This window comes from Phycisphaerae bacterium, assembly GCA_035275405.1.
Taxonomy (GTDB): domain Bacteria; phylum Planctomycetota; class Phycisphaerae; order UBA1845; family UTPLA1; genus DATEMU01.
Window position 1 is genome coordinate 121,051 of sequence record DATEMU010000003.1, and the last position, 21,643, is coordinate 142,693.

At 62.9% G+C, this 21,643-nt stretch carries 17 protein-coding genes; 5 read left to right on the forward strand and 12 right to left on the reverse strand.

The features are described 5' to 3' along the window. The first annotated feature begins 39 nt into the window (after positions 1-39). Positions 40-4,518, forward strand: coding sequence for a hypothetical protein (locus VJZ71_02475; GenBank protein ID HKQ46916.1), 4,479 nt, complete (start codon positions 40-42; stop codon positions 4,516-4,518). Between the two features lie 60 nt (positions 4,519-4,578). Here VJZ71_02475 and VJZ71_02480 read toward each other — a convergent pair whose 3' ends face one another. The 6 genes from VJZ71_02480 to VJZ71_02505 form a co-directional block, all read right to left on the reverse strand. Next, positions 4,579-6,459: a S8 family serine peptidase gene (locus VJZ71_02480; GenBank protein ID HKQ46917.1), complete on the reverse strand. Its 1,881-nt coding sequence runs from the start codon at positions 6,457-6,459 to the stop codon at positions 4,579-4,581. A 267-nt stretch (positions 6,460-6,726) separates the two neighbouring features. Continuing rightward, positions 6,727-7,917, reverse strand: a complete 1,191-nt coding sequence (locus VJZ71_02485; GenBank protein HKQ46918.1) for an NADH-quinone oxidoreductase subunit D — start codon at positions 7,915-7,917, stop codon at positions 6,727-6,729. 11 nt (positions 7,918-7,928) lie between these two features. After that, a complete protein-coding gene (locus VJZ71_02490) occupies positions 7,929-8,492 on the reverse strand; it encodes an NADH-quinone oxidoreductase subunit C (protein ID HKQ46919.1) in 564 nt (187 codons plus the stop codon). Positions 8,493-8,506: 14 nt separating this feature from the next. Next, positions 8,507-9,043, reverse strand: a complete 537-nt coding sequence (gene nuoB, locus VJZ71_02495) for an NADH-quinone oxidoreductase subunit NuoB (protein HKQ46920.1) — start codon at positions 9,041-9,043, stop codon at positions 8,507-8,509. Between the two features lie 20 nt (positions 9,044-9,063). Then, positions 9,064-9,510: an NADH-quinone oxidoreductase subunit A gene (locus VJZ71_02500; protein HKQ46921.1), complete on the reverse strand. Its 447-nt coding sequence runs from the start codon at positions 9,508-9,510 to the stop codon at positions 9,064-9,066. Between the two features lie 4 nt (positions 9,511-9,514). After that, positions 9,515-10,144 (reverse strand): NADH-quinone oxidoreductase subunit I, encoded by a 630-nt coding sequence (locus tag VJZ71_02505; GenBank protein ID HKQ46922.1) that lies wholly within the window; start codon positions 10,142-10,144, stop codon positions 9,515-9,517. 253 nt (positions 10,145-10,397) lie between these two features. Here VJZ71_02505 and VJZ71_02510 point away from each other — a divergent pair, with 253 nt between their 5' ends. Continuing rightward, entirely contained in the window at positions 10,398-10,799 is a 402-nt protein-coding gene (locus VJZ71_02510; GenBank protein HKQ46923.1) for a BlaI/MecI/CopY family transcriptional regulator, read from the forward strand. Between the two features lie 575 nt (positions 10,800-11,374). Next, on the forward strand, positions 11,375-13,915 hold the full coding sequence (locus VJZ71_02515; protein ID HKQ46924.1) for a M56 family metallopeptidase: 2,541 nt from the start codon (positions 11,375-11,377) through the stop codon (positions 13,913-13,915). Here VJZ71_02515 and VJZ71_02520 read toward each other — a convergent pair. From VJZ71_02520 to VJZ71_02530, 3 genes are read right to left on the reverse strand one after another with little or no spacing between them, the layout of a single operon-like run. Beyond that, positions 13,912-14,823, reverse strand: coding sequence for a hydroxymethylglutaryl-CoA lyase (locus tag VJZ71_02520; protein ID HKQ46925.1), 912 nt, complete (start codon positions 14,821-14,823; stop codon positions 13,912-13,914). The two genes, VJZ71_02515 and VJZ71_02520, sit on opposite strands and share 4 nt — an antisense overlap. After that, positions 14,795-15,331, reverse strand: coding sequence for a biotin/lipoyl-containing protein (locus tag VJZ71_02525; protein ID HKQ46926.1), 537 nt, complete (start codon positions 15,329-15,331; stop codon positions 14,795-14,797). The genes VJZ71_02520 and VJZ71_02525 overlap by 29 nt, the downstream gene beginning before the upstream one ends. Continuing rightward, positions 15,332-16,825 carry an acetyl-CoA carboxylase biotin carboxylase subunit gene (locus tag VJZ71_02530; GenBank protein HKQ46927.1) on the reverse strand — a complete coding sequence of 498 codons (1,494 nt, stop codon included), beginning with the start codon at positions 16,823-16,825 and terminating at the stop codon, positions 15,332-15,334. A gap of 115 nt (positions 16,826-16,940) precedes the next feature. On the opposite strand from VJZ71_02530, the gene VJZ71_02535 reads away from it, so the two are divergent. Further along, on the forward strand, positions 16,941-17,210 hold the full coding sequence (locus VJZ71_02535) for a DUF4160 domain-containing protein (protein ID HKQ46928.1): 270 nt from the start codon (positions 16,941-16,943) through the stop codon (positions 17,208-17,210). Positions 17,211-17,225: 15 nt separating this feature from the next. After that, positions 17,226-17,525 (forward strand): DUF2442 domain-containing protein, encoded by a 300-nt coding sequence (locus VJZ71_02540; protein ID HKQ46929.1) that lies wholly within the window; start codon positions 17,226-17,228, stop codon positions 17,523-17,525. A 20-nt stretch (positions 17,526-17,545) separates the two neighbouring features. Here VJZ71_02540 and VJZ71_02545 read toward each other — a convergent pair whose 3' ends face one another. The 3 genes from VJZ71_02545 to VJZ71_02555 form a co-directional block, all read right to left on the reverse strand. After that, positions 17,546-18,331 carry an enoyl-CoA hydratase/isomerase family protein gene (locus VJZ71_02545; protein ID HKQ46930.1) on the reverse strand — a complete coding sequence of 262 codons (786 nt, stop codon included), beginning with the start codon at positions 18,329-18,331 and terminating at the stop codon, positions 17,546-17,548. 103 nt (positions 18,332-18,434) lie between these two features. Further along, positions 18,435-19,850: a M64 family metallopeptidase gene (locus VJZ71_02550; protein HKQ46931.1), complete on the reverse strand. Its 1,416-nt coding sequence runs from the start codon at positions 19,848-19,850 to the stop codon at positions 18,435-18,437. Positions 19,851-19,969: 119 nt separating this feature from the next. Next, the gene (locus VJZ71_02555) at positions 19,970-21,580 is read right to left on the reverse strand and encodes a carboxyl transferase domain-containing protein (protein HKQ46932.1); all 1,611 of its coding nucleotides are present in this window, start codon (positions 21,578-21,580) and stop codon (positions 19,970-19,972) included. Positions 21,581-21,643 lie beyond the last annotated feature (63 nt).

The following is a 21,643-nucleotide window of genomic DNA, read 5'->3' on the forward strand; positions in this document are numbered from 1 at the left end:
TATGCACTTTCCTGCATTGCCCCGAAGGAGGGACATTCCATGTCTTGGATGACTCGTCGATTCCGTACCGTTTCCCTGACCTTAGTCTGCATCACGTTTGCCGTTTCCTTACTGCAGTGCACGCCCCAGCAGCAGGAGCAGCTAACCGGCCTTCCGTCGGGAAGCACGAACCCCGCTGTGGTGAACCAATTCGCCGTTCTGGCCCCGCCCAAGGCGGACCTCAACCAGGTCCGCAACGGCTCGGGCACTTCGATGACGACGCCTGCGTGGAGTTGGGAAAACGGCAACGTCAACGCCAGTCAGGCGCACATGATCGAGGGCTATTCCATTCCCTATCGCTGCGTCCTTGAGAACATGCCCACCGGGGTGGAGATCCGGTTAGTACTGGGATACGACGTCAAGCACAGCGATAAGCACGCGATCGACTACCTGACGCACTACCAGCGCCTGGAGCCGCACAATCCGCCCTTTGCGCACAGCGCAGAGGTGATCAACCCCCTGGTGGGCGTGTCGGGCGTGGACGCTCTCACCACAACATGGCCGTTGCCGGCACCGCGAGTCAACGAAATCGTGAGCTGCCTGCCCGGTAACTTCTCGCAGCCGGAAACAAGCTTCAATGGCCTCCCCGCGAACGAAAGAGTCATGACGCTCTTCGGCGGAACGCTTACCAACGTCTTGTTTGACACGGACGGCGGATTCACGGGCCCGGACTTTGCTGACGAGCAATCGGAAGAGCGAATCGCCATAAGCTTCATACTGGACAGTCCCACGGCCGTCCTCGCCTGGGGGGGGCACATCGGCAGCCGGGAGGATTGGGGCTGTCCCAACGACCCGCAATCGGCCGGTGGAATCAGCGGCTCGCCTTATCACATGCGGCGGCACGGCTGGAGCGGCGACGACAGCCTGCCGAACCTTGGCAGCACGGATCGATCACTTTCCGCCGGGGCGATTTTCGTCGTAGATTGCGGAACCTGTGAGGTCGACGGTCCCTCTACGGTCTGTCAGGGAACCACCAACGAATACACGTCGACGATTACGGGCGATTGCGACACCCCCGTTCATAGCTGGTCTGTGACGGCCGGCGATTGTTCGATCGACGGAGCCGACGACGAGGCGTCCGTAATGATCGTGGCCGGTACGACGGCCTCTTGCACGATTCAGGATGCGCTGAGCTGTTCGGAATGCCAGGGTACTCCGCTACCTTGTGAGCTGACCATCACGGTAAACCCCACATCCACGGCATCGGCCGGAGACAATCAGTCAATCTGCCAATCCGAAAGCGGCGAAAGCTGCTTCGATCCGCTGGACGGCAATGCGTCGGGCGGAACCCCTTCGTGGTCGGTAATCAGCGAACCCTCGATGGGCTGCGTGGATATCACCAATGGTAGCACCGCCACGCCGACAGTCTGCTTCGCAGAAGGCTGCACGGGACAAGCGACGCTGCGGATCACCGTACCCGGTGCTGCGCCGTGTCCCGACGACACCGACGATGTGATATTGACCGTGAGGGCGCGCCCTGTGGCGGATGCGGGCGATGATCAAACCATCTGCCAGGCCGAAAGCGGCGAGACGTGTTTTGCCCCGCTCGCCGGCGACGCTGACAACGGCACGCCGTCGTGGTCCGTCATCAGCGAACCCTCCATGGGCTGCGTCGACATTACGAACGGCAACACCGCCACCCCGACGGTCTGTTTCGCGGCGGGTTGTACCGGCCAGGCCACGCTCCGGTTGACAGTGACCGGGACATCGCCGTGCACGACCGACGCGGACGACGTGATCTTGACGGTGACGGCGCGACCTGCGGCGGACGCCGGCGACGACCAATCGACCTGCCAGGCGATGAGCGGTGCGACCTGCTTCACTCCATTAGCCGGCGACGGCGATAATGGCACACCCTTGTGGTCGGTCATCGATGAACCTTCGCCGAATTGCGTCGACATCACCAACGGTGATACCGCTACGCCGACGGTTTGCTTCGCAGAGGGTTGCACGGGCGAGGCCACGCTTCGCATGACCGTGACCGGGACGGCCCCCTGTACCACCGACACAGATGACGTGACGCTGACCGTCACGGCAGAATCCAGCGCGAGTGCGGGTGACGATCAGAGCATTTGCCAGGCGACGAGCGGCGAGACGTGCTTCGCCCCGCTGGCCGGCAGCGGCATGGGCGGAACGCCGTCCTGGTCCGTGGACAGCGAGCCCTCGGCCAATTGCGTCGACATCACCAATGGGAACTCCTACACGCCGACGGTCTGCTTCGCGGAGGGCTGCACCGGACAAGCGACGCTGAAATTAACAGTCATGGGCGATGAGCCCTGTCCGGATGCGGAGGACACCGTAACCTTGACGGTGAGAGCGCGGTCGACGGCCTCGGCGGGACCGAATGACACCAAGTGCCAGGCGGTTAGCGGGGAAACCTGTTTCGGCCCACTGGCGGGCAGCGCCTCCGGCGGAACGCCGACGTGGTCGGTGCAGAGCGAACCATCGGTGGGCTGCGTGGATATTACGAACGGCAATACCGCAACTCCCACAGTCTGCTTCGAAGCGGGCTGCACGGGCTCGGCGACACTGCGGATCACGGTGCCGGGAACATCACCCTGTCCGAACGCGACGGACGAAGTAACGCTGACGGTCGTCGAACGACCTACAGCGTCGGCGGGGGACAATGACACCGCGTGCCAGGCGACGACCGGCGAGACGTGCTTCGGCCCGCTGGATGCCAGCGCATCGGGCGGAACACCGTCATGGTCGGTTGAGAGCGAGCCAGAGCCCAATTGCGTGGACATTACAAATGGCGATACAGCGACACCCACCGTCTGCTTTGCGGAGGGTTGCACCGGCACCGCCACAGTGCGGCTGACCGTGACGGGCACTTCGCCCTGTCCCAACGCCACGGACGACATCGATCTGACGGTCGTCGCGCGGCCGACCGCGGCGGCGGGCGACGACGACGGTCAATGTCAGGCGGAAAGTGGCGAGACCTGTTTCGGCCCCTTGGCCGGCAGCGGATCCAACGGAACGCCGTCGTGGTCAGTGGTAAGCGAACCTTCGCCGAATTGCGTGGATATTACGGACGGGGATACATACACCCCCACGATCTGTTTTGCGGCGAATTGCTCAGGATCGGCCACGCTGCGATTGACCGTTACGGGCACGTCGCCGTGTCCAAACGCCACGGACGATGTCGTTTTCACCGTAACGGGCCGGCCGACTTGCACTCTTTCGGCACCTGACCCTCTCCCGTCCTGCCGCACTACGGGCAATCAATTGACCGCTGATATCTCGGGCGGTTCAGGCGATCTCACGCTGACGTGGATGTTGACTGGTGACGGCTGGGAGATCACCGACGGGCAGGGAACGGACACGATTACGTACAGCACGGGACTTGGAGGGGCCGGCACGTTCACGCTCGAAATCGTCGACAACGTGACGGATTGCGAGGGATCTTGTGAGGTGACGTTCGAGTGTAACCCGAACGAGTCAGATTGCTTCGTAACACCCATTACGGGATTCTCCTGTGACGACGGTTCGGCGATGTTTTGTGCGCAGGCCGTAACGGGCATCGCACCGTTCCAAATCACCTGGTACGACGACATGGACAACGTCCTCGAGACCTGTTCTGACCGCGGCTTGAATGAGACTTGTTGTTTTACGGTCACGGATCCAGCCGAGGGTACGTATTTCTATCACGTCGTGATCATGGATTCGGGCACTCCACCGTCGATGGATACTTGCAACGCCACACTTCTGGTGGGTACTTGCGAGGAGTTTTGCAGCCTCACCCAGGGCGCCTACGGCAATGCCGGCGGGACGTTCAACGGGCTGGGAACGCTGGACTTGATCGAAAGCCTGTTAGCGAGTGACCTTACGGTCGGAAAGCCGGGCCGATCCGTCACGATCCAAATGGCCGCGGCACAATGTATTATCGATCGCATGCCGACCGGCGGTACGGCAATGACGTTGCCCAACAACCTGGGCGCTCCGATCCTCAACGCGATGACGTGCCAGACATCGCCGGTCGGCCTGCCGCTGTTCGCCAACAACGGCCGCTGGAAAAACATCCTGCTGGGGCAGACGGTCACCCTGGCGCTGAACATGCGCCTGGACCCGATGCTGGCCAATTTCATGCTGCCCAGCGAGGCCTTCTGCACGCAGGCGACGCTTCCGGGCGAGGATGGGCTGCATGGCGGGTTCGACAACGATGACGAACTCGATCCGGGGCCCGACGGCACCTTCGGCTGCAATGCCGAGGGGATCAACGACGATCCCATTATCGAACTGGTCATTCCGCCGTCCGTCCTGGCGGCTCTCACGACCCTCGGATTGGATCATGATGTCACGGGGCTCCTGGAGCTGTGCAATCGCGCGTTGGCGGGACAAGACGTGGGCGGCGCCAACCTGGGCGCTATCACCGAAGCGGCCGACGTGATCAACCGCGGATTCGACGAATGTCGCATCATCGTGCCGTGTCCGGAGCCGTGTCCGCCGCCGCCGGAGCCCACCACGATGCCTTCGTAACCGAACGGGAATCCGCCACGGCTCGATCGTGCCTGTCGGCCTGTTTTGACTGTCCGTCGGCTAGTTCTTGTACACCGTCACGACGGCGGACGCGCCCATGTTGCCGGCGGCGTCGTAGGCCCGGCATTGCAGGTAGTGCGCGCCGCGAGCCCAGCGGCGGGGGTTGAGTGAGAAGGAATAAGGAGCCGCCGTTAGGGCATCGCTCAGCACGCCGTCGACATAGAGTTCGACACGGCTGACGCCGACATTGTCCGTGGCCGTTGCCGCGACGGTGAGCCTTCTCCCCAGCGTCGAGCCGTCGGCGGGCGAGACGATGGCCGCTGCGGGAGGAACGGAATCCAAGGTATTCGTCACGACGACTTCAAGTGCCACGCTGCTTTCGTTCCCCGAGGCGTCCCGCGCGGAGGCCTGAAGCGTATGGCCGCCATTTGACGCGCTGGCCGTATCCCATCCAAACGAATAGGGCGGCGAGGTGTCCGTGCCGAGCGACGCGCCGTCTATCGTGAGGTTGACGGAGGCGACACTGACATCATCCGAGGCGCTGACTTGGACATTCACCAGCCCTCCGACGCTCGCCCCGTCTGTCGGCGAGGCGAAGCTGACGCTGGGCGGGTTGGCGTCGGCTGGCGCTCCGGCGCTGTTCAGTGCAAGACTCACCGCCTGCGCGGCGTTCACGCGGCCCCAGCCGAAGGTCGGGTCCCATCCTGCCGCCCCGAGATCATCGGCCGATTGTTTAAGAAGGTCCTGAAGTTCCGGCCCGGTCAACTCCGGTTGGACGGACAGGGCCAGCGCCGCAATGCCTGCCACAATTGGCGCCGAACACGATGTACCGCTCGCACTTGCGTAGCCGCCGCCGTGCTCCGTCGTATTGATCGCAAAACCCGGCGCCGAGAGGTCCACGTCGTTGCCCGTATTGGAAAATGACGTGATCTGATCGCTTTGGTCGGTTGCGCTCATATTAAGGACATAGGGATTGTCGGCCGACGCGATAAAGTATGCGTTATTCCCCGCCGCAACCGTGACGACGCCGCCCCCGTTTCGGCCTTGAAAATACTCCGCCGCGCTGGCCACCGTGGGACTGGCGGAAATGCCGCCGTAACTGGCGTTGGCCACCCGCGCGCCATGATCGGCCGCCCAGGTCAGCCCCGCGGCGATGGACGACGTGGTCGTCGTCCCGTTGGCGCTCGACACGCGAATGGGCATGAGTTTGCATCCCCACGCTATGGAGGCTACGCCCGTTCCGTTATTGCTGGCCGCCGCCGCAATCCCCGCGACGGTCGTACCATGACCGTTGGCGTCGCTCGTGTCGGAGTTGTTTGCCGGAATGTTCCAACCCGGAACCATCTTGGAGGCCAGATCGGTGTGTCCCCCGTACACGCCGGTGTCGAGAATAGCAATGACAACGCTGGAACTGCCGGTCGTGACATCCCATGCGCCGGGTGCGGAGATTTTCGGCAGGTGCCATTGCGGCGCGGCGCTGTTGGCGTACCACGGATCGTTCGGCACCACGGCCGGCTCCCACACCCGGTCCAGCTCCGCGAACTCCACTTCCGGTCGCACCTGAAAAGCGCGAAGCTGCCCGGCCGTATCGGCCGCGGGATCGAGTTCAACGATATGGACGCCGGTCTGCGGAACTTCGCCGGACGCATTGGCGTTCGTCAGCGACAGGACGGAGTTCGCGCCCTCCGGTGACGTTGACTTGAATTTCACAAGGAGCTTACCGGTGACCAATGGAGAATTGCCGGCGTCCGCTTCAACATCCGTGGGGACCTGCGAATCCTGCAACGATGGCTCCGGCGCGGGGTTTGTTCCGCAACCGACCGCCAGGTAGCACGACATCGCAGCAATAACGATCAGTTCCCAGATCGGCGGAGATTCTTCCGCGTTGCTGACGCGATCACGCGGCGCGGACCGCCGCAAAGAAGGATGGGTTCCTCCCATGATGCACCTGATTGAAAGAGGATCTCACCGGCAGGAGCGCCGGTGGCTTGGCCGCTGCGCCTCGTTACCCTGGCACACCGGTACTCAATGGAGAGTACGATACGCGCGGCGCGATGAGCAAAGTATGGCCGTCAGAAGCAGGCTCGCGTCCGGAAAAAAAGTATGGAATGAGTAGGGCTCAAAGACGCGCGGGAACCGAGCTTAATCGGACCAACGCAAGGTCAAGGAGTGCGACGCGGCGGCCATCAACTCCTTGGAATCACAGCCTTACCGATCCACCTCGCCCATCACCACATCGATGCTCCCGATGATGGCGGCGACGTCTGCGAGGAGGCAGTTCTTACAGACGTGGTTGGTGATCGAGAGGTTGCAGAAGGAGGGGCCGCGGGCCTTCACGCGGGCCGGGATGGCGGAGCCGTTGCCGCGGACGTAGAAACCAAGCTGGCCGCGGGGGTTTTCCATCTCGTAGTAGATTTCGTCGTCGGGCAGCTTGAGCGTCTTGCCGCGCTTGTCAAGCGTCTCGCCCTCCGTGCCGCGCAGCTTTTCCAGCGCCTGCCGCAATATGCGCACGGACTGCTTCATTTCCAGGATGCGAACGTAATAGCGGTCCCAGCAGTCGCCGATGGTCCCCTTGAGCCCCTCGCCGACCGGGATGTCGAACTCGAATTCGTCGTAGCAGCAGTCGGGCTGTACCTTGCGCAGGTCCCAGCGCACGCCGCTGCCGCGCAGCAGGGGCCCGGTCAGGCCCCAGGCGAGCGCGTCGGCCGCCGAGATGACGCCGATGTTCGCCGTTCGCTTGACGAAGATGTGGTTGTATGAAAGCAGGTCGTTGTACTCGTCGATCTTCGGCTCGAAGTAGTCAAGGAACTCGGAGGTCAGATCGATAAACCGCTCCGGGATGTCCTGCGTCACGCCGCCGATGGTGATGTAGCTGTACGTCAATCGCGCCCCGCAGGCCGACTCGAACAGGTCGAGAATCCGCTCGCGCTCGCGGAACGCGTACAGAAACGGCGTGAACGCGCCAATATCCAGACCGTAGGTCCCCATCGAGACCAGGTGCGAGGCGATCCGGTTCAATTCCGCGAAGACCACGCGGATGTACTGCGCCCGCTTGGAGACCTCCAGACCGGCGAGTTTTTCTACGGCCAGCGAGAAGGCCAGGTTGTCGTTCATCCCCGCCAGATAGTCCATCCGGTCGGTGTAGGGAATGTATTGGTAGGGAGCGACATTCTCGCCGATCTTCTCGGCACAGCGGTGCAGGTAGCCGATATGCGGCACGGCCTCGAGGATCATCTCGCCGTCGGTGCGAAGGACGACACGGAGCACACCATGCGTCGCCGGATGCTGCGGCCCCATATTGACCAGCATCTCCTCGGTCTGCAGGTCTTCCTGCACAATCCGATCGGCGGTCAGGTCGGCGTATAGGTCGGGCTGGGATTCGAGAAGAACGTCAGGCACTATTTACCTCATCAATGAATCGGCCGCGTCTGGCCATACTCTGTCACCGCCGGGATGCCGTGGTATTCCATCGGGAAGACATAGTCTTTGCGAAGCGGGTGGCCTTCCCAGTCGTCCGCGCACAGGATCCGCCGCGGATGGCGGCCGGCGGGATCGTCCACGCTGTCGGGATGATCGTCGAAGACGATGCCCATCAGGTCGTACGCCTCGCGCTCGTGCCAGTCGGCGGCGGGCCAGACGTCCGCCACGCTGGGGATGTGCGGATTGCCACGCGGCACCGTCACGCGGACCGCAAAGATGTGCTCGCGCTTCCACAGCTCCGGCCGGTTCGGCTCACCGACCAGCGCGTCCAGGTCGTAGATCGCCGCGAACTGGTCGTCCTCCAGCAAGTCGAGCGCTGTGACGCAGCGGAGCATGTTGAACCGCAGGCGCGCGTCGTCGCGCAGGAACCGGGCGACCTCGGGCCACGCCTCGGCTGAGATGCCGACATAGGGGTGAGCCGTTTGCAGGTTCGACGACGTGACCTTGTCGCCGAACTTCTGCTTGAGGATATCTGCAATTGCCTCGGGGGCCATCGTGGTGTGTTCCTTTACGCCGACTCCGCTGCGCCAACGAGCGCCTCTTTCTTCGCGATTATCCACCGATCTTTGGCAATCGTCTGATGCTTGATCTTGTCCTGCAGCCGCATGAGCCCTTCCAAAAGCGACTCCGGACGCGGCGGACAGCCGGGCACATAGATATCGACCGGCACAATCAGATCGACGCCTTTCACGACGTGATACCCGTGCTTGTAGTACGGCCCGCCGCCGACCGTGCACGCGCCCATCGCGATCACATACTTCGGCTCGGGCATCTGGTTGTAAAGCCGCTTCACCCGGCTGGCCATTTTGAAATTCACGGTCCCGGCCACAATCATCAGATCGGATTGCCGCGGCGTCGCCCGAAACGCCCCCGCCCCAAACCGGTCAATGTCAAACCGGCTCGCCCCGACCGCCATCATCTCAATCGCGCAGCACGCCAACCCGAACGTCATCGGCCAGATGCTGGAGCGCCGGCCCCAGTTGATCGCCCAGTCCAGCGAAGTGACGATCAGGCCTTCTTCAAATCTGTTCTCAATCCAACTCATGCGTCAGCACGTCCTTGTTATCACGCCCATCGTCGGGCGGCCCGGCCCAGTTCATCGTCGGGCCGAACAATACGTTCACGCTTGTCGTGGAGACCCGTCGCCCGGACCCAGTCGAGGTATCCGAACCGCCACAGGTAAACAAACCCTACGACGATCACGCCGAAGAAAAAGAGCATATCCCACAGCGCGGCAATCCCGGCATCGGCATATACGACCGCCCACGGATAAAACAGGGCGATCTCAATGTCGAAGATCAAAAAAACGAGGGCGACAACATAGAAGCGCAGGTCGAACTGCACCCAGCTCGACCCGATCGCCGGCTCCCCGCACTCGTACGGGGCATCCTTCTCCGGGTGTGGCAGCCGCGTGCGCACAAAGCGCCCTATGATCAGCGCCCCCGCCGACATGGCGATCCCCGCGATCGTAAAGATCAGCAAACCCAGGACCAGACTTTGACCTTCGGGCATCGAACTATTCCTTCTTCGCCGTGGACGGAGACAGCGCCTTGATCATCTCTTCCCGGACCGGCTTGGCCCGCTCTTCCCAGCGTGCCTTCATCGCCGCGGCCCATTCCGGCGGATTCGGCTGCTGCATCCAGAACGGCTCCGGCGTCTGCTTGCCTTCCTTCGCCAGGTCGGTGAACTCCACGCACATGTCCTCCCGCGTATAGGCCGACAAGTCGTGATTGTCCCCCATGTGGATACAGTCCGTCGGACACGGATCGCAGCATAGGGCACAGAACATACACTTCGCGTAGTCGATCGCATAGCGGCTCAGCGCCCCGCCGACCGCGATGCCCGTTGCCTTGTCGATCTTTCGCGGACCGCTTTTTTCGATGTAGATGCAATCGACCGGGCAGGCCTTGGCACACATGTCGCAGGCGATGCACTTTTCCGCCTCGAACCAGTGGAACCCCCGATAGCGGGGCTGCGTGACCGGGGCCATGTCGGGGTACTGGACCGTCACGGTCCGGGCAAAGCAGTATTTCAGGGTGATCCGCATCCCGATCGCGATGGTGCGGACGGTATCGTAGATATTCCGAAAGTAGGCCCGGACGGAACGATCAGAATCGGCGTTCGATGTCGATGCAGCGTAGGCCATACCCCGTCTTTCCTTCCTGCCGGCTCAAAAATCACCGGACAACGGCCCGATGCCGCTTCCGGGGCATTATAGGGAAAAACCGCCCAAGGGTAGCCTGCGCGGGCAACACCGGCCCAGGTCGCGGGGGCGGTGGCGGTCCGGATACTCTCTCATGAGATTCCCGCCATTGGCCGATGCGAAAGATTGACAACCTACGACCGTTGTAGTAGGATGGGTACGACGTTGGTAGTAGAGAAGGGTGCTCGGCGGCCTTATGACCGATCGATTGAATGAACTCGGGGCGGCGGAACTGGAGGTCCTGAAGGCCCTCTGGGACATCGGCCCCGCCACCGTCCGCCAGGTTCTAAACCACCTGCACGAGCGCGGCCGCCGCGTCGCCTACACCACCGTCCTGACCTTCCTTAGCCGGCTGGAACAAAAGGGCTTCGCCGCCAGCAACAAGAGCGGCCTCGCCTACGTATATCGCGCCCGCGTCAGCAAGGAGCGAGTCAGCCGTTCTCGCTTACGATCATTGGTCGAGCAGCTTTACGACGGGGCGGCCGGCCCTCTGGTCCTCCAGCTGATGAAAAGCGAACGGCTCACACCGGAAGAAATAGACGAACTTCAGAAACTCATAGAGAAGCTGGACGACAAGACCCCCGAATCGGGTTCGTAGGGATTCGGATGGCGGAAACGACGCAAGCCTGGTTGGACGTTCTGTGGCGTGGCGCGCTGGCGGCGACCATTCCCGCCCTCGTCATCGTCGGCATCGGTCGGTTCGTCACCATGCGCCCGCCGACGCGGCATGCCATGTGGCTGATTGTCCTGATCTGGTTCGCCGTTGCCCCGATCCTTCCTGCCGCGCCGAAGGGCATCGTGTCGCGTCTCTTGACCCCACCGAAAGACTCGGTGCCAAGTCCTGAGCAAATAGCTTCATTGAAGACTGGCGATTCGCCGGTTCAAAGGAATCCTATTAACCGTGCGCCCCTCCCTTCCGAGGAACGAAGGGACTTGCGGATTAATGTATCGGGAACTGACGCTTCCCTTAATCCCTTAATCCCAGTTCCCTTAATCCCTCGTGAGCGGGATTCCATCCACGCCTGGACCGGCTCGTCGGCGCCGAAACGGCTCGCACGCGCGCCGCGACCGGTCGGGCTTGGACGGAGCGAGAGATCAACCGTTCCTCCTCCGATCAGCATCCCGGCGTCGCCCGATCCTTCGTTGTCCATCGCATCGGGTGGGTCCGACAGCATGAACAAAAAGACGCGTCCCAAGGCGGCCCCGGAGTACGCGCTGCGTCGGTCCACGGGTTACCTCCTGCACGACCGTACGATGCCAAGCGAGGTACGCGCCCAACCGCTGGAATCCGAAGCCGGCTCGGTTTCAGCAAGTATCGAGGCCGCGCCGCACACTCCCATGGAGCCGCCGTCAGCCATCGCGCTATGGATGATCGCTTGGCGATCGGCCGGCGCGACCATCGCGGACGGGCTATCGCGAATCCCGCCGATCCCGCCCGCCGTCTGGCTTTGCGGAATCGCCTTCCTCCTCGCGGCACGAGCGCTCGCGTGCGCTCGATTTGCCCGCGGACTGCAGACCGCCAGTCGCGCGCCGTCCAGCATTCAAAGATTGGTTCGCCGTTCCGCCCGGTCTATCGGTCTCTCGCCCGCGCCGCAGGTCTTGATGATCGCGGGCCGCGTCTCCCCGATGGTCTCATTCATCGGCAAGCGCCGACTGCTCTTGCCGACGGACCTCTGGTCGCAGCTCGACGAGCCCGGCCGGCAGGCCATCGTCTATCACGAGCTGGCCCATCTTCGCCGGCGCGACGACTGGGTCCGCTGGTTCGAAAACGCCGTCCACTGCCTCTATTGGTGGCACCCTGTCGTGTGGTGGCTCTGTCGCCGTTTGCGCGATGAAGCCGAGAATTGTTGTGATGCCTGGGTAACCTGGCTCATGCCCGGCGGTCGCCGCGCCTACGCCGAGGCCCTGCTGACCACCCGCCGTTATGTCGGATCGAGTTCAACCGCCCTGCCCGTGGTGGGCATCGGCGCGACCAGCGTGCGAGCCAAACGTTTTGCAAGGAGACTGACCATGGTAATGACAAGTCCTTCGCGACCCCGTATTTCCCGGTCCGGCGCGGCCCTTACTGCCGCGTTGGCCCTGGCTGCATGGCTGACCACACCCGCCTGGTCCTCGCCGGGGACGCCTGCCCCCGATCGGCCGGCCGAGGCCCCCGCCCCGATGGCAAGTACCCCATCCGCAGCGACATTGCCGCCGGCCCCGCCGCTGATGCCGATGACGCCCGCGCCACCCGGCGCCCTCCTTCCAGCAGTCTCTTGCACCGCTCCAACGCCGCGGCCGATGACCGGTCTGACGCCGCCGGCCCTGTTCGACGCGATCGGCACGACCGTTGCTGGTCTTATGTCGGCGACGGAGTATCCTCCGCCGCGACGGCGATCGGACGGGGGCGACTTGGAAGCGCGCCTGGAGCGCCTCGAACGCCGGCTCGAGGAAATGATGGAGCGATTGGAGGGGCAGCCCTCTCCGCGCGCGCCGCGCGTCGTCGCCATCCCCCGAACACCCGCCCCGCCCGGACACGCGACCATGGCGCCCCGCATGCGTCATGCGCCGGAAGCGGACGGCGCTAAAGAATGGCGACACTACGACCTTCCGGACGGCAAGCGGGAGGCGATGGTGGGGCTCATGTCGCGCGACGACGTACCTGTTCTCATCCGCACGGTCGAGGGAGGGATTGATGTCGAGGCAACGCCGGCGCAGCACGAGATCTTCGAAGCGTTTGTCCGGCTGATCGACCCCGCGCCAGGCCAACCGGCGCCGGAGCGATCGCGGGTCCGATCGCGAGTGCGGGCGCCGCGCGCCCGCGGACCCGGAGCCGACGGATCGCCCATGATCATTCGCCAGCGCAGTTCGAACGCCCGCGCACAGGCGGAGGCCAAGGAGGCCGAACTCGAGGCCATGGAGGCACAAAAGGAGCAATTGGAAGAACTTTCTGACTCTCTTCGCGAGAAGGCCGAGTCGATGCGCGATAGCGCCGAGGGCCTTCGCGACGAGGCCAAGGCGCAGGTCATGAAGCAGGTGGCCGAGATCGTCGAACAGGCCAAGGCCATGGCCGCCGAGACGAAGAAGATCGAACAATCGCTCCGAGAGACGGCCCGTGAAATGCACACCCTGGAGCAACAGGCCGACCTGTTGGAGGAAGAGGCCGACGGCAGCGAAGACGCTGTCGATGCCGCCGATGCGGAGGACGCGGCGGAAGAAGTGGCCGCGGTGCAGGCGATGGCCAAAGCGCTCAAGGCCCACGGCAAAGGGGCCGGCATCGATCACGCCAAAATGAAGGTCAAGGAAAAAGACAAGGAGCGGGCCAAAGCGGCACAAAAGGCGGACGAAAAAATCTCTCAAAACGGTGACGACGGTCGTGCATGGTATGACCGCGGGTACGCCTACCACATGGAAGGCCAGTACGACAAGGCCCGCGAAGCGTTCTTGAAGGCGGCGGAACTCGGGCCGCGGACGGCGGACTCTCTTTACAACATTGCGTGCGGCTATTCACTGGCCGGCGAGGAGGATCAGGCCATTGCGTGGCTGGAGAAAGCAATCGCGGCGGGCTACAGCGATACGAACAACATGGATGGCGATTCGGACCTCGACAACATCCGCGACGATTCGCGGGTGCAGAAGATGATCGAGTCCCTGAAGGGCTCAGACCAGGACGACGATGCGGACGACGACCAGGATGAGGACGAGGACGGAGACGAGGACGAAGACGAGGTCTAGATTCTCCTTCGCAGCCACTGCTTGCTGGCGATCGGCCGCGAAATGTCGCCCGCGATGACTTTGACGGCCTCGATGACTTTCGCGAGGTCGACGCCCGTTCGGATGCCCATTCGATCGAGCATGTACACAAGATCCTCCGTCGCGAGGTTTCCCGCCGCGCCGGGTGCGTAGGGGCATCCGCCCAGACCGCCTGCCGAGGCGTCATACGTCGCGATGCCGAGTTCGAGCCCCGCCAGGACGTTGGCCAGCGCCGTGCCATAAGTGTCGTGCAAGTGCAGCGCGATCTTACTGCGCGGCATCGTTCGCAACAGATAGCCGACCGTGTTTTGAATATCCGTCGGGCCCGCGGCGCCGATCGTGTCGCTGATGGCGATTTCGTCGCAACCCAGTTCCAGGAGGCGCTGCGCGACGCCCCGCACCTTCTCCTTATCGATCTCACCTTCGTAGGGGCAAACAAAACACGTCGAAACGTAACCGCGAACAGTGATTCCCTTCGTCAGCGCCGACGACACGACCGGCGCAAACGTCGCCAACGACTCGTCGATCGACATCTTGATGTTCTTCTTGGTGAAAGTCTCGGACGCGGCCGTGAAGACGGCAATCCGGTGAATGCCCGCCTCGATCGCCTGGTCCAGTCCTTTTTGATTTGGCACCAGTGCCGAGAACGTCACGTCGGGCCGTTGAGGCAGCCCTCGGGCAACCATCATCGCGTCGGCCAATTGCGGGATCGCCTTGGGATTTACAAACGATGTGGCCTCGATGTGTCGAATCCCCGCACTGCACAGGGCGCGGATAAAGGCGGCCTTCACGTCGGTCGCGATCGGCGCGGGCTCGTTCTGCAGTCCGTCACGAGGTCCCACTTCAATAATCTTCACTTCGCTAGGCAGCGTCGCCATCATCCGCCTCATCAAATCGCATCAACACTGCTCCCATCGCCACCATTTGGCCGGTCTGGCACGCAATCTCCTTGACGCGACCGGCGTGCGGCGCCGAAAGCGTCATCTCCATCTTCATCGACTCCATCACCACCAGCGGCGCGTGGGCCGCGAACCGTTCGCCGCGCGCCACCAGCACTTTGAGCACGGTGCCCGGCATCGGGGCGGTCAGATCACTCCGCCGCATCGCCGCCGACTCGCCTTTGGCACGGCGGGCAGCCCGTTCGATGATTTCGAAGCGAGACGTCGTGCCGGAGGCCCAGACATGCACGACGCCGTCGGCAATCGCGACGTGGTAATGCACGACTCGGCCGTTCAGATGTAAAAAGCCCGTACCGGCTCCAATCGACTCGACGCGAAATTCGAACGTCTGGTTATCGATGCTTGCGGTAAACGCGTGTTCCCGGCCGCTTGCCGATTGCTGCGTCACGATGCGTACCGGCGTCTCCACACCGACGGGTTTGAGCACGATGGTCGCCATCTAGTACGCCCTCCAGGCGCCGACGGCACGCCACGGCCCGGAACTCGGCCTCGTCACGCTATCTCGGTGCGTCGCCGGACCGACCCGGCCGTTTTGCGCGGCCAGGGCCGCGATAATCAGGGCCGCATCTGGACGGACGGATGGTGCGGACGACAAAACGTCATGCGTCTCGAGGAAGTGCGTGTGCAATCGCCCGGCGGCGAACTCCGGATGGGCGATCACCGCGCGCAGCAGGTCAATATTCGTGGTGATGCCGAGGATGACGTAGCGATCGAGCGCCCAGAGCATTTTGTCCAGCGCCTCGCGGCGCGTGCGGCCATGAGCGATGAGCTTGGCCAGCATGGGATCGTAGTGAACGCTGATTTGCGAACCCTCGCCGACACCGCTGTCAATCCGCAAACCACCGCCGATTGGCGCGACGTAGCGCAGTATCGTGCCGATGGAGGGCAGGAATCCCCGCGCGGCGTCTTCGGCATAGATACGGCATTCGATGGCATGGCCGTCCTGCCGCAGGTCGTCCTGGGAAAACAGGAGGGGTTGACCGGCGGCAACAAGAATTTGCGCGCGGACCAGGTCGCGGCCAAGGGTCATCTCGGTGACTGGATGCTCGACCTGGAGCCGGGTATTGACCTCTAAAAAGTAGAACTCACCGCTTTCGTCCAGAATGAACTCAACGGTGCCGGCGTTGGTGTACCCGATGGCCTGGGCGGCACGGACGGCGGCATCCCCCATCTGGGCGCGAAGCTCGGGCGTCAGGGCCGGCGAGGGAGATTCCTCAATGATCTTCTGATGTCGCCGCTGGATGGAGCACTCGCGCTCGAACAGGTGGACGACATTGCCGTGCGTGTCGCCGAAGATCTGAAACTCGACGTGGCGCGGCTTAGTAAGGTATTTCTCCAGAAACACGCGGCCGTCGCCAAACGCGGCCCCGGCCTCGCGCTGCGCGGCTTCGATGGCCGCGGCGAGGTCGGATTCCTTTTGCACGACGCGCATCCCCTTTCCGCCGCCACCCGCCGCCGCCTTGATCAGCACGGGATAACCGATCTTCTTCGCGCACTTTTTCGCCTCATCGAACGTGCCGCTTTCCAACGTCGCGCCCGGTACAACCGGGACGCCCGCGTCGGCGAAAGTCTTCTTCGCCACAATCTTGTCGCCCATCGCGCGGATCACCGGCGGCGTCGGGCCGATGAAAGTGAACCCTGCATCCGCGCAGGATTGCGCGAAGTCCGCGTTTTCCGAGAGGAATCCGTAGCCGGGATGGATCGCCTCCGCGCCGCACCGCCGGGCAATCTCAATAATTTTGTCGCCGCGTAGATAGGTTTCGGCAGAGCTGCTTCCCTCCAACGGATACGCCTCGTCCGCCGCGCGGACATGCACCGCCCCCCGGTCAGCTTCGGAATAAACCGCCGCCGCGACAATGCCCATCTGCTGCAGCGTCTGAGCGACGCGGACGGCGATCTCCCCGCGATTGGCGATGAGGACTTTACGGAACACCGCAGGAAACTAGAAACCAGAACTGAGAAACTGGCAAGTCGTAGCCGCCCAAACACCGCTCGTGACTGCGAATCTGGAGCCTGACGCCTGACCACAAACGGGTTACAATCGCACGATGCCTGAACTGAGCCGCTTCTTTGGCATCATCGTGCGAATGTACATGGAGGCCGGCGGACCTCATCACTTGCCCCACTTTCATGCCTATTATCAGGAAGACACGGCGGTATTCAGCCTGGAGCCCGTCGAGTTGATTGCCGGAGCGCTCCCGCGCCGTCAGCGGCGATTCGTCGAAGCTTGGGCCGAGCTGCACCAGGCTGAACTCGTGGCGGATTGGAAGCGGCTGCAAGCGGGACTATTACCGCTGCCCATCGATCCGCTGGCATAAGGAAATGAGGACAACATGACGCATCCAATTCACAAGGTGAAGTCGTTTCGGATTGAAGGTCCCTATCGTCTTCGCGTGGGATTCGAGGACGACTCCGAACAACTGATTGACTTCAGGCCGGTACTCGCCGGCGAGCTCTATGGTCCGTTGCAGGACCTGGCAATTTTCAATCAGGTGCGGCTCGACCCGGAGGTCCACACATTGGTCTGGCCCAACGGGGCGGATTTTGACCCCGCGACACTCCATGACTGGCCGGATTTTGCTCAGGAACTCGCCGCCTGCGCTGGCCGATGGGATACCGCCCCGGCTGGTTGAGATTAAGGGGAGGACATAAACTACTTCGTCCAACTCGGTTTTCGTTTCTCCAAGAACGCCTTCAACCCTTCCTGCCCTTCCTTCGACACGCGGCGCTCGGCGATGCGCTCCACCGTCAGCCGTTGCTTCATCGACCAGTGCTCTTTTTCCTGTACGTCCGCGAGCACGCGCTTGCACTCCGCCAGCGCCTCCGGGCCGTTCTCCATCAGGATCCTGGCGATGCCGTCGATCCATGCGTCCAGTTCCGCCTCATTCTCCACCACGTGCGCCACCAGCCCCAGGCGCATCGCCTCGACCGCGTCAAACTTTTCCGCGGTCAGGGCGTACCGCCGCATCGGCCCCGGTCCCAACTTCTCCATCACGAAGGGCGAAATCACCGCCGGGATGATCCCCAGCTTTACCTCGCTCAGGCAGAAGACCGCGCTGCGAACGGCCACAGCCATGTCGCACGCCGCCGTCAAGCCCACGCCGCCGCCGATGGCCGCGCCATGCACGCGGGCGATGACCGGCTTGGGGCACTGGCGGATCGCCGCGAGCATCTCCGCCATTGCCGTCGCGTCCTTGACGTTCTCGCGCTGCGAATAGTCCACCATCTTCCGCATCCAGTTCACGTCCGCCCCCGCGCAGAAGCTCCTGCCCTCTCCCGCCAGGACGACGACTCGCACGTCTTCGCGCTGACCGAGCGCCTCGAACGCCTGCGTCAACTCGGCGATCAACACCTCGTTAAAGGCGTTGTGCAGGTCCGGCCGCGCCAACGTCACCGTGGAGACTGGGCCGGTCGGCAAAATCTTGAGAAAGCCGCTCATGGTTTGATTCCGGCGCTCGCCGCGGCGCTTCCGCGCTCGCGCGAACCGATGAAGTTTACATGGGTTCAGGCGGAATTGCGACCGCTTGCCGCCGCGGTGCCCATTAAGGCTGGATCAACGGCACGAACTCCTCGATGTCGCGGCCATTGAAAAGGCCGTTGCCATCGACGTCGGCCTGGGTGAGCGGGCAGTCCGGATAGACCGTCGTAAACTGCCCGGGATCGAGCAGCGCGAGGACCAGCGCTTCGACGTCAAATTGATTCACCCAGCCGTCGCAGTTCAGATCACCCAGGCGGAAGGGTACATTCATCTGCCATTGAAGCGACTGCGTCATCCACGTGTTTCTCGCAACTTCGTTGCGGACGAGCAGGGTGGCGTCCCAAACCGTGACGCTCAGCGTGTGCGCACCCGGCGGAATCATGACCGTCGCCAGATCGAGATTGACGCTCGTCGCGCCCGGGATCGCATTGGTATCCAGCGACCACTGAATCGACAGCGGGTTGCCGACCGGATCGACCGGATCGACGAAGACCGTCTCGCTCCCGTCCAGAACCTGCCCCGTATTCGTCGATCCGTCGATCGGCTGGACGATCTTGTAGATCTCGATGATGAGCGATTCGGCGCTGGGGCGATTGAACGGCCGCCCCAGGGCGCGCATCTTCGAGTTGTTGCTGGGCCGGTAGATTCCAAGCAGGCTGTAGTTGGCTCCTTCGTAGGTGGAAACAAGCCCGTCGTAGGCCGGATCGTTGAACCCCAGCCACGTGGCCCATTTCGTCCCGTTCAGGGTCATCTGCGCGGCGTTGTAGATCGAAACGTTGGACGTCGAGGGCTCCGGTCCGATGTAAACGGTCGGACCGCCGTAGTCGTACTCATCGGCCAGGTTGCCGAGGCTATGGCCGAACTCGTGAATGGCGACCTCGGCGGCGGACCCATTCCCGCCGGAGGTCGTGGCTAAATCGTCGGAAGTGTAACCGGCGCCGCCATACATCGTCGAGTTCGCCACTGCAAGAACAAGGTCCACGTCCGGCGCGGCGGCGGCGAAGTTGTAGGCCTTGAAGACGCTGACGCACAGGAGCCGCTCGATCCCATTGCACCAGAAGCGCATGTCCATGGCCGTGTTCTTGAGGATGCCCTGCGTCGGGTCGTTGTCCACCCCGGAATCCACCGAGACGACCTCAACTTCGTGGACATCAAAAAACGGGCCGTACGTGGCAAAGGGTTGTTGTGAAAAAAACGACGCCATCGCGGCGGCCGCATGCGTATGAAACAGGCCCTGCTGCGCCGCCTGATACCCGTCGCCCACAATGACAATGTCCACCCGATTGTTGACCAATCCGCGGCCCTTGCCGCGCAAGCCGACGGGTTTTTCAACCGGAAGCTGCAACATGCCCCCCGCGAGCTGCCCGTTGTTGTCAACATAGTCGTAGTAGACGGTCTGCAACGGCTCGGCGATAGGCTCTGCCTGGCTGGCCGCTGCCGCGCACCCTGAGCCCAGGGCCGCAAGACCGATCAAAAACAAGGACCGGTCCCAACGGCGCCGGACAGTGCCAAAATTTTGAAGCAATGTTGAGTCCAAAGGCCCGCTCCTTGGCTGCTCATTCTAGGAAGCGATCCGAAAAAGGCAACGAATCAGCCGACTTACATCCTGAATACACTCTGCCGCCGCTCTCCGAACGGCGCATTCAACGACGCCCCGATCGCCAGGCCCAGCACCATCCGCGTGTCCGCCGGGTCAATGATCCCGTCATCCCACAGTCGCGCGGTGCTGTAATACGCGCTGCCTTCTGTCGCATATATTTCCAGCGTGGGGCGCTTGAATTCCTCCTCCTCGGCCGCCGTCATCGCCTTCTTCTTCTCCCGAGCCAGTTGGTCCTTCTTCACCGTCAGCAGCACATTCGCCGCCTGATCGCCGCCCATCACGCTGATCCGCGCGTTGGGCCACATCCACAAGAACCGCGGTTGGTACGCCCGCCCGCACATCCCGTAATTCCCCGCCCCATACGACCCGCCGATGATGACCGTGAACTTCGGCACGCAGGCGTTCGACACCGCCGCGACCATCTTCGCCCCGTCCTTGGCGATGCCGCCCGCCTCATATTCTTTTCCAACCATGAAGCCGGTGATGTTCTGTAGGAAAACGAGCGGCACGCCGCGCTGGCTGCACAGCTCAATGAAGTGCGCCGCCTTCTGCGCGCTCTCGGAGAACAACACGCCATTGTTCGCCAATATCCCGACCGGATAGCCCCAGAGATGCGCGAATCCGCAGACCAGCGTCGACCCATACAGCGCCTTGAACTCGTGCAGCCGGCTGCCATCGACGATCCGCGCGATCACCTCGCGGACGTCGTAAGGCTTGCGGATGTCCTTCTGGATAATGCCATAGATCTCCTTGGGATCGTGCGCCGGCTCTTCCGGCTCCCGCACATCCAGGGTCGACCGCGGCCGGGTGTTCAGATGCTCGACGATGTGCCGCGTGATCGCCAGCGCATCCTCATCATCCTGCGCGTAATGGTCGGCCACGCCGGAAGTCCGACAATGCACATCCGCCCCGCCCAGATCCTCCGCGCTCACTTCCTCCCCAGTCGCCGCCTTCACCAGCGGCGGCCCGCCCAGAAAAATCGTCCCCTGATTCCGAACGATGACAGCCTCGTCGCTCATCGCCGGCACATACGCCCCGCCCGCCGTGCACGAGCCGAGCACGACGGCGATCTGCGGAATCCCCTGCGCGCTCATCCGCGCCTGGTTGTAAAAAATCCGCCCGAAGTGCAGCTTGTCGGGAAATACCTCCGCCTGCAGCGGCAGATACGCCCCGCCGGAATCCACGAGGTAAATGCACGGCAGGTGATTCTCCTCCGCGATCTCCTGCGCCCGCAGGTGCTTCTTCACCGTGATCGGATAGTACGTCCCGCCCTTCACTGTCGCATCGTTGGCGACGATCATGCACTGCCGCCCCTGCACCTGACCAATGCCGGTCACAATCCCGGCCCCTGGCGCCTCGCCGTCATACATCTCCCACGCGGCCAACGGGCTGAGTTCGAGGAACGGACTCTGCGGATCAACCAGATGATCGATCCGATCGCGCACGAGAACCTTGCCGCGACCGGTATGCTTCTCAATCGACGCCGCCCCGCCGCCTTTCCGCACGTCCGCCACGCGCCCGCGCATCTCCGTCACCAGGCCCTCCATGTGCGCCTGGTTTTCCTTGAACGCCGCCGACGCGATATCAATCTTTGAAGGGATGACATCCATGGCGCAAAATGTATCCGCTTTCACACGCCCGTGACAGGTCCGGTGTCCTCCACTAGACTCTCC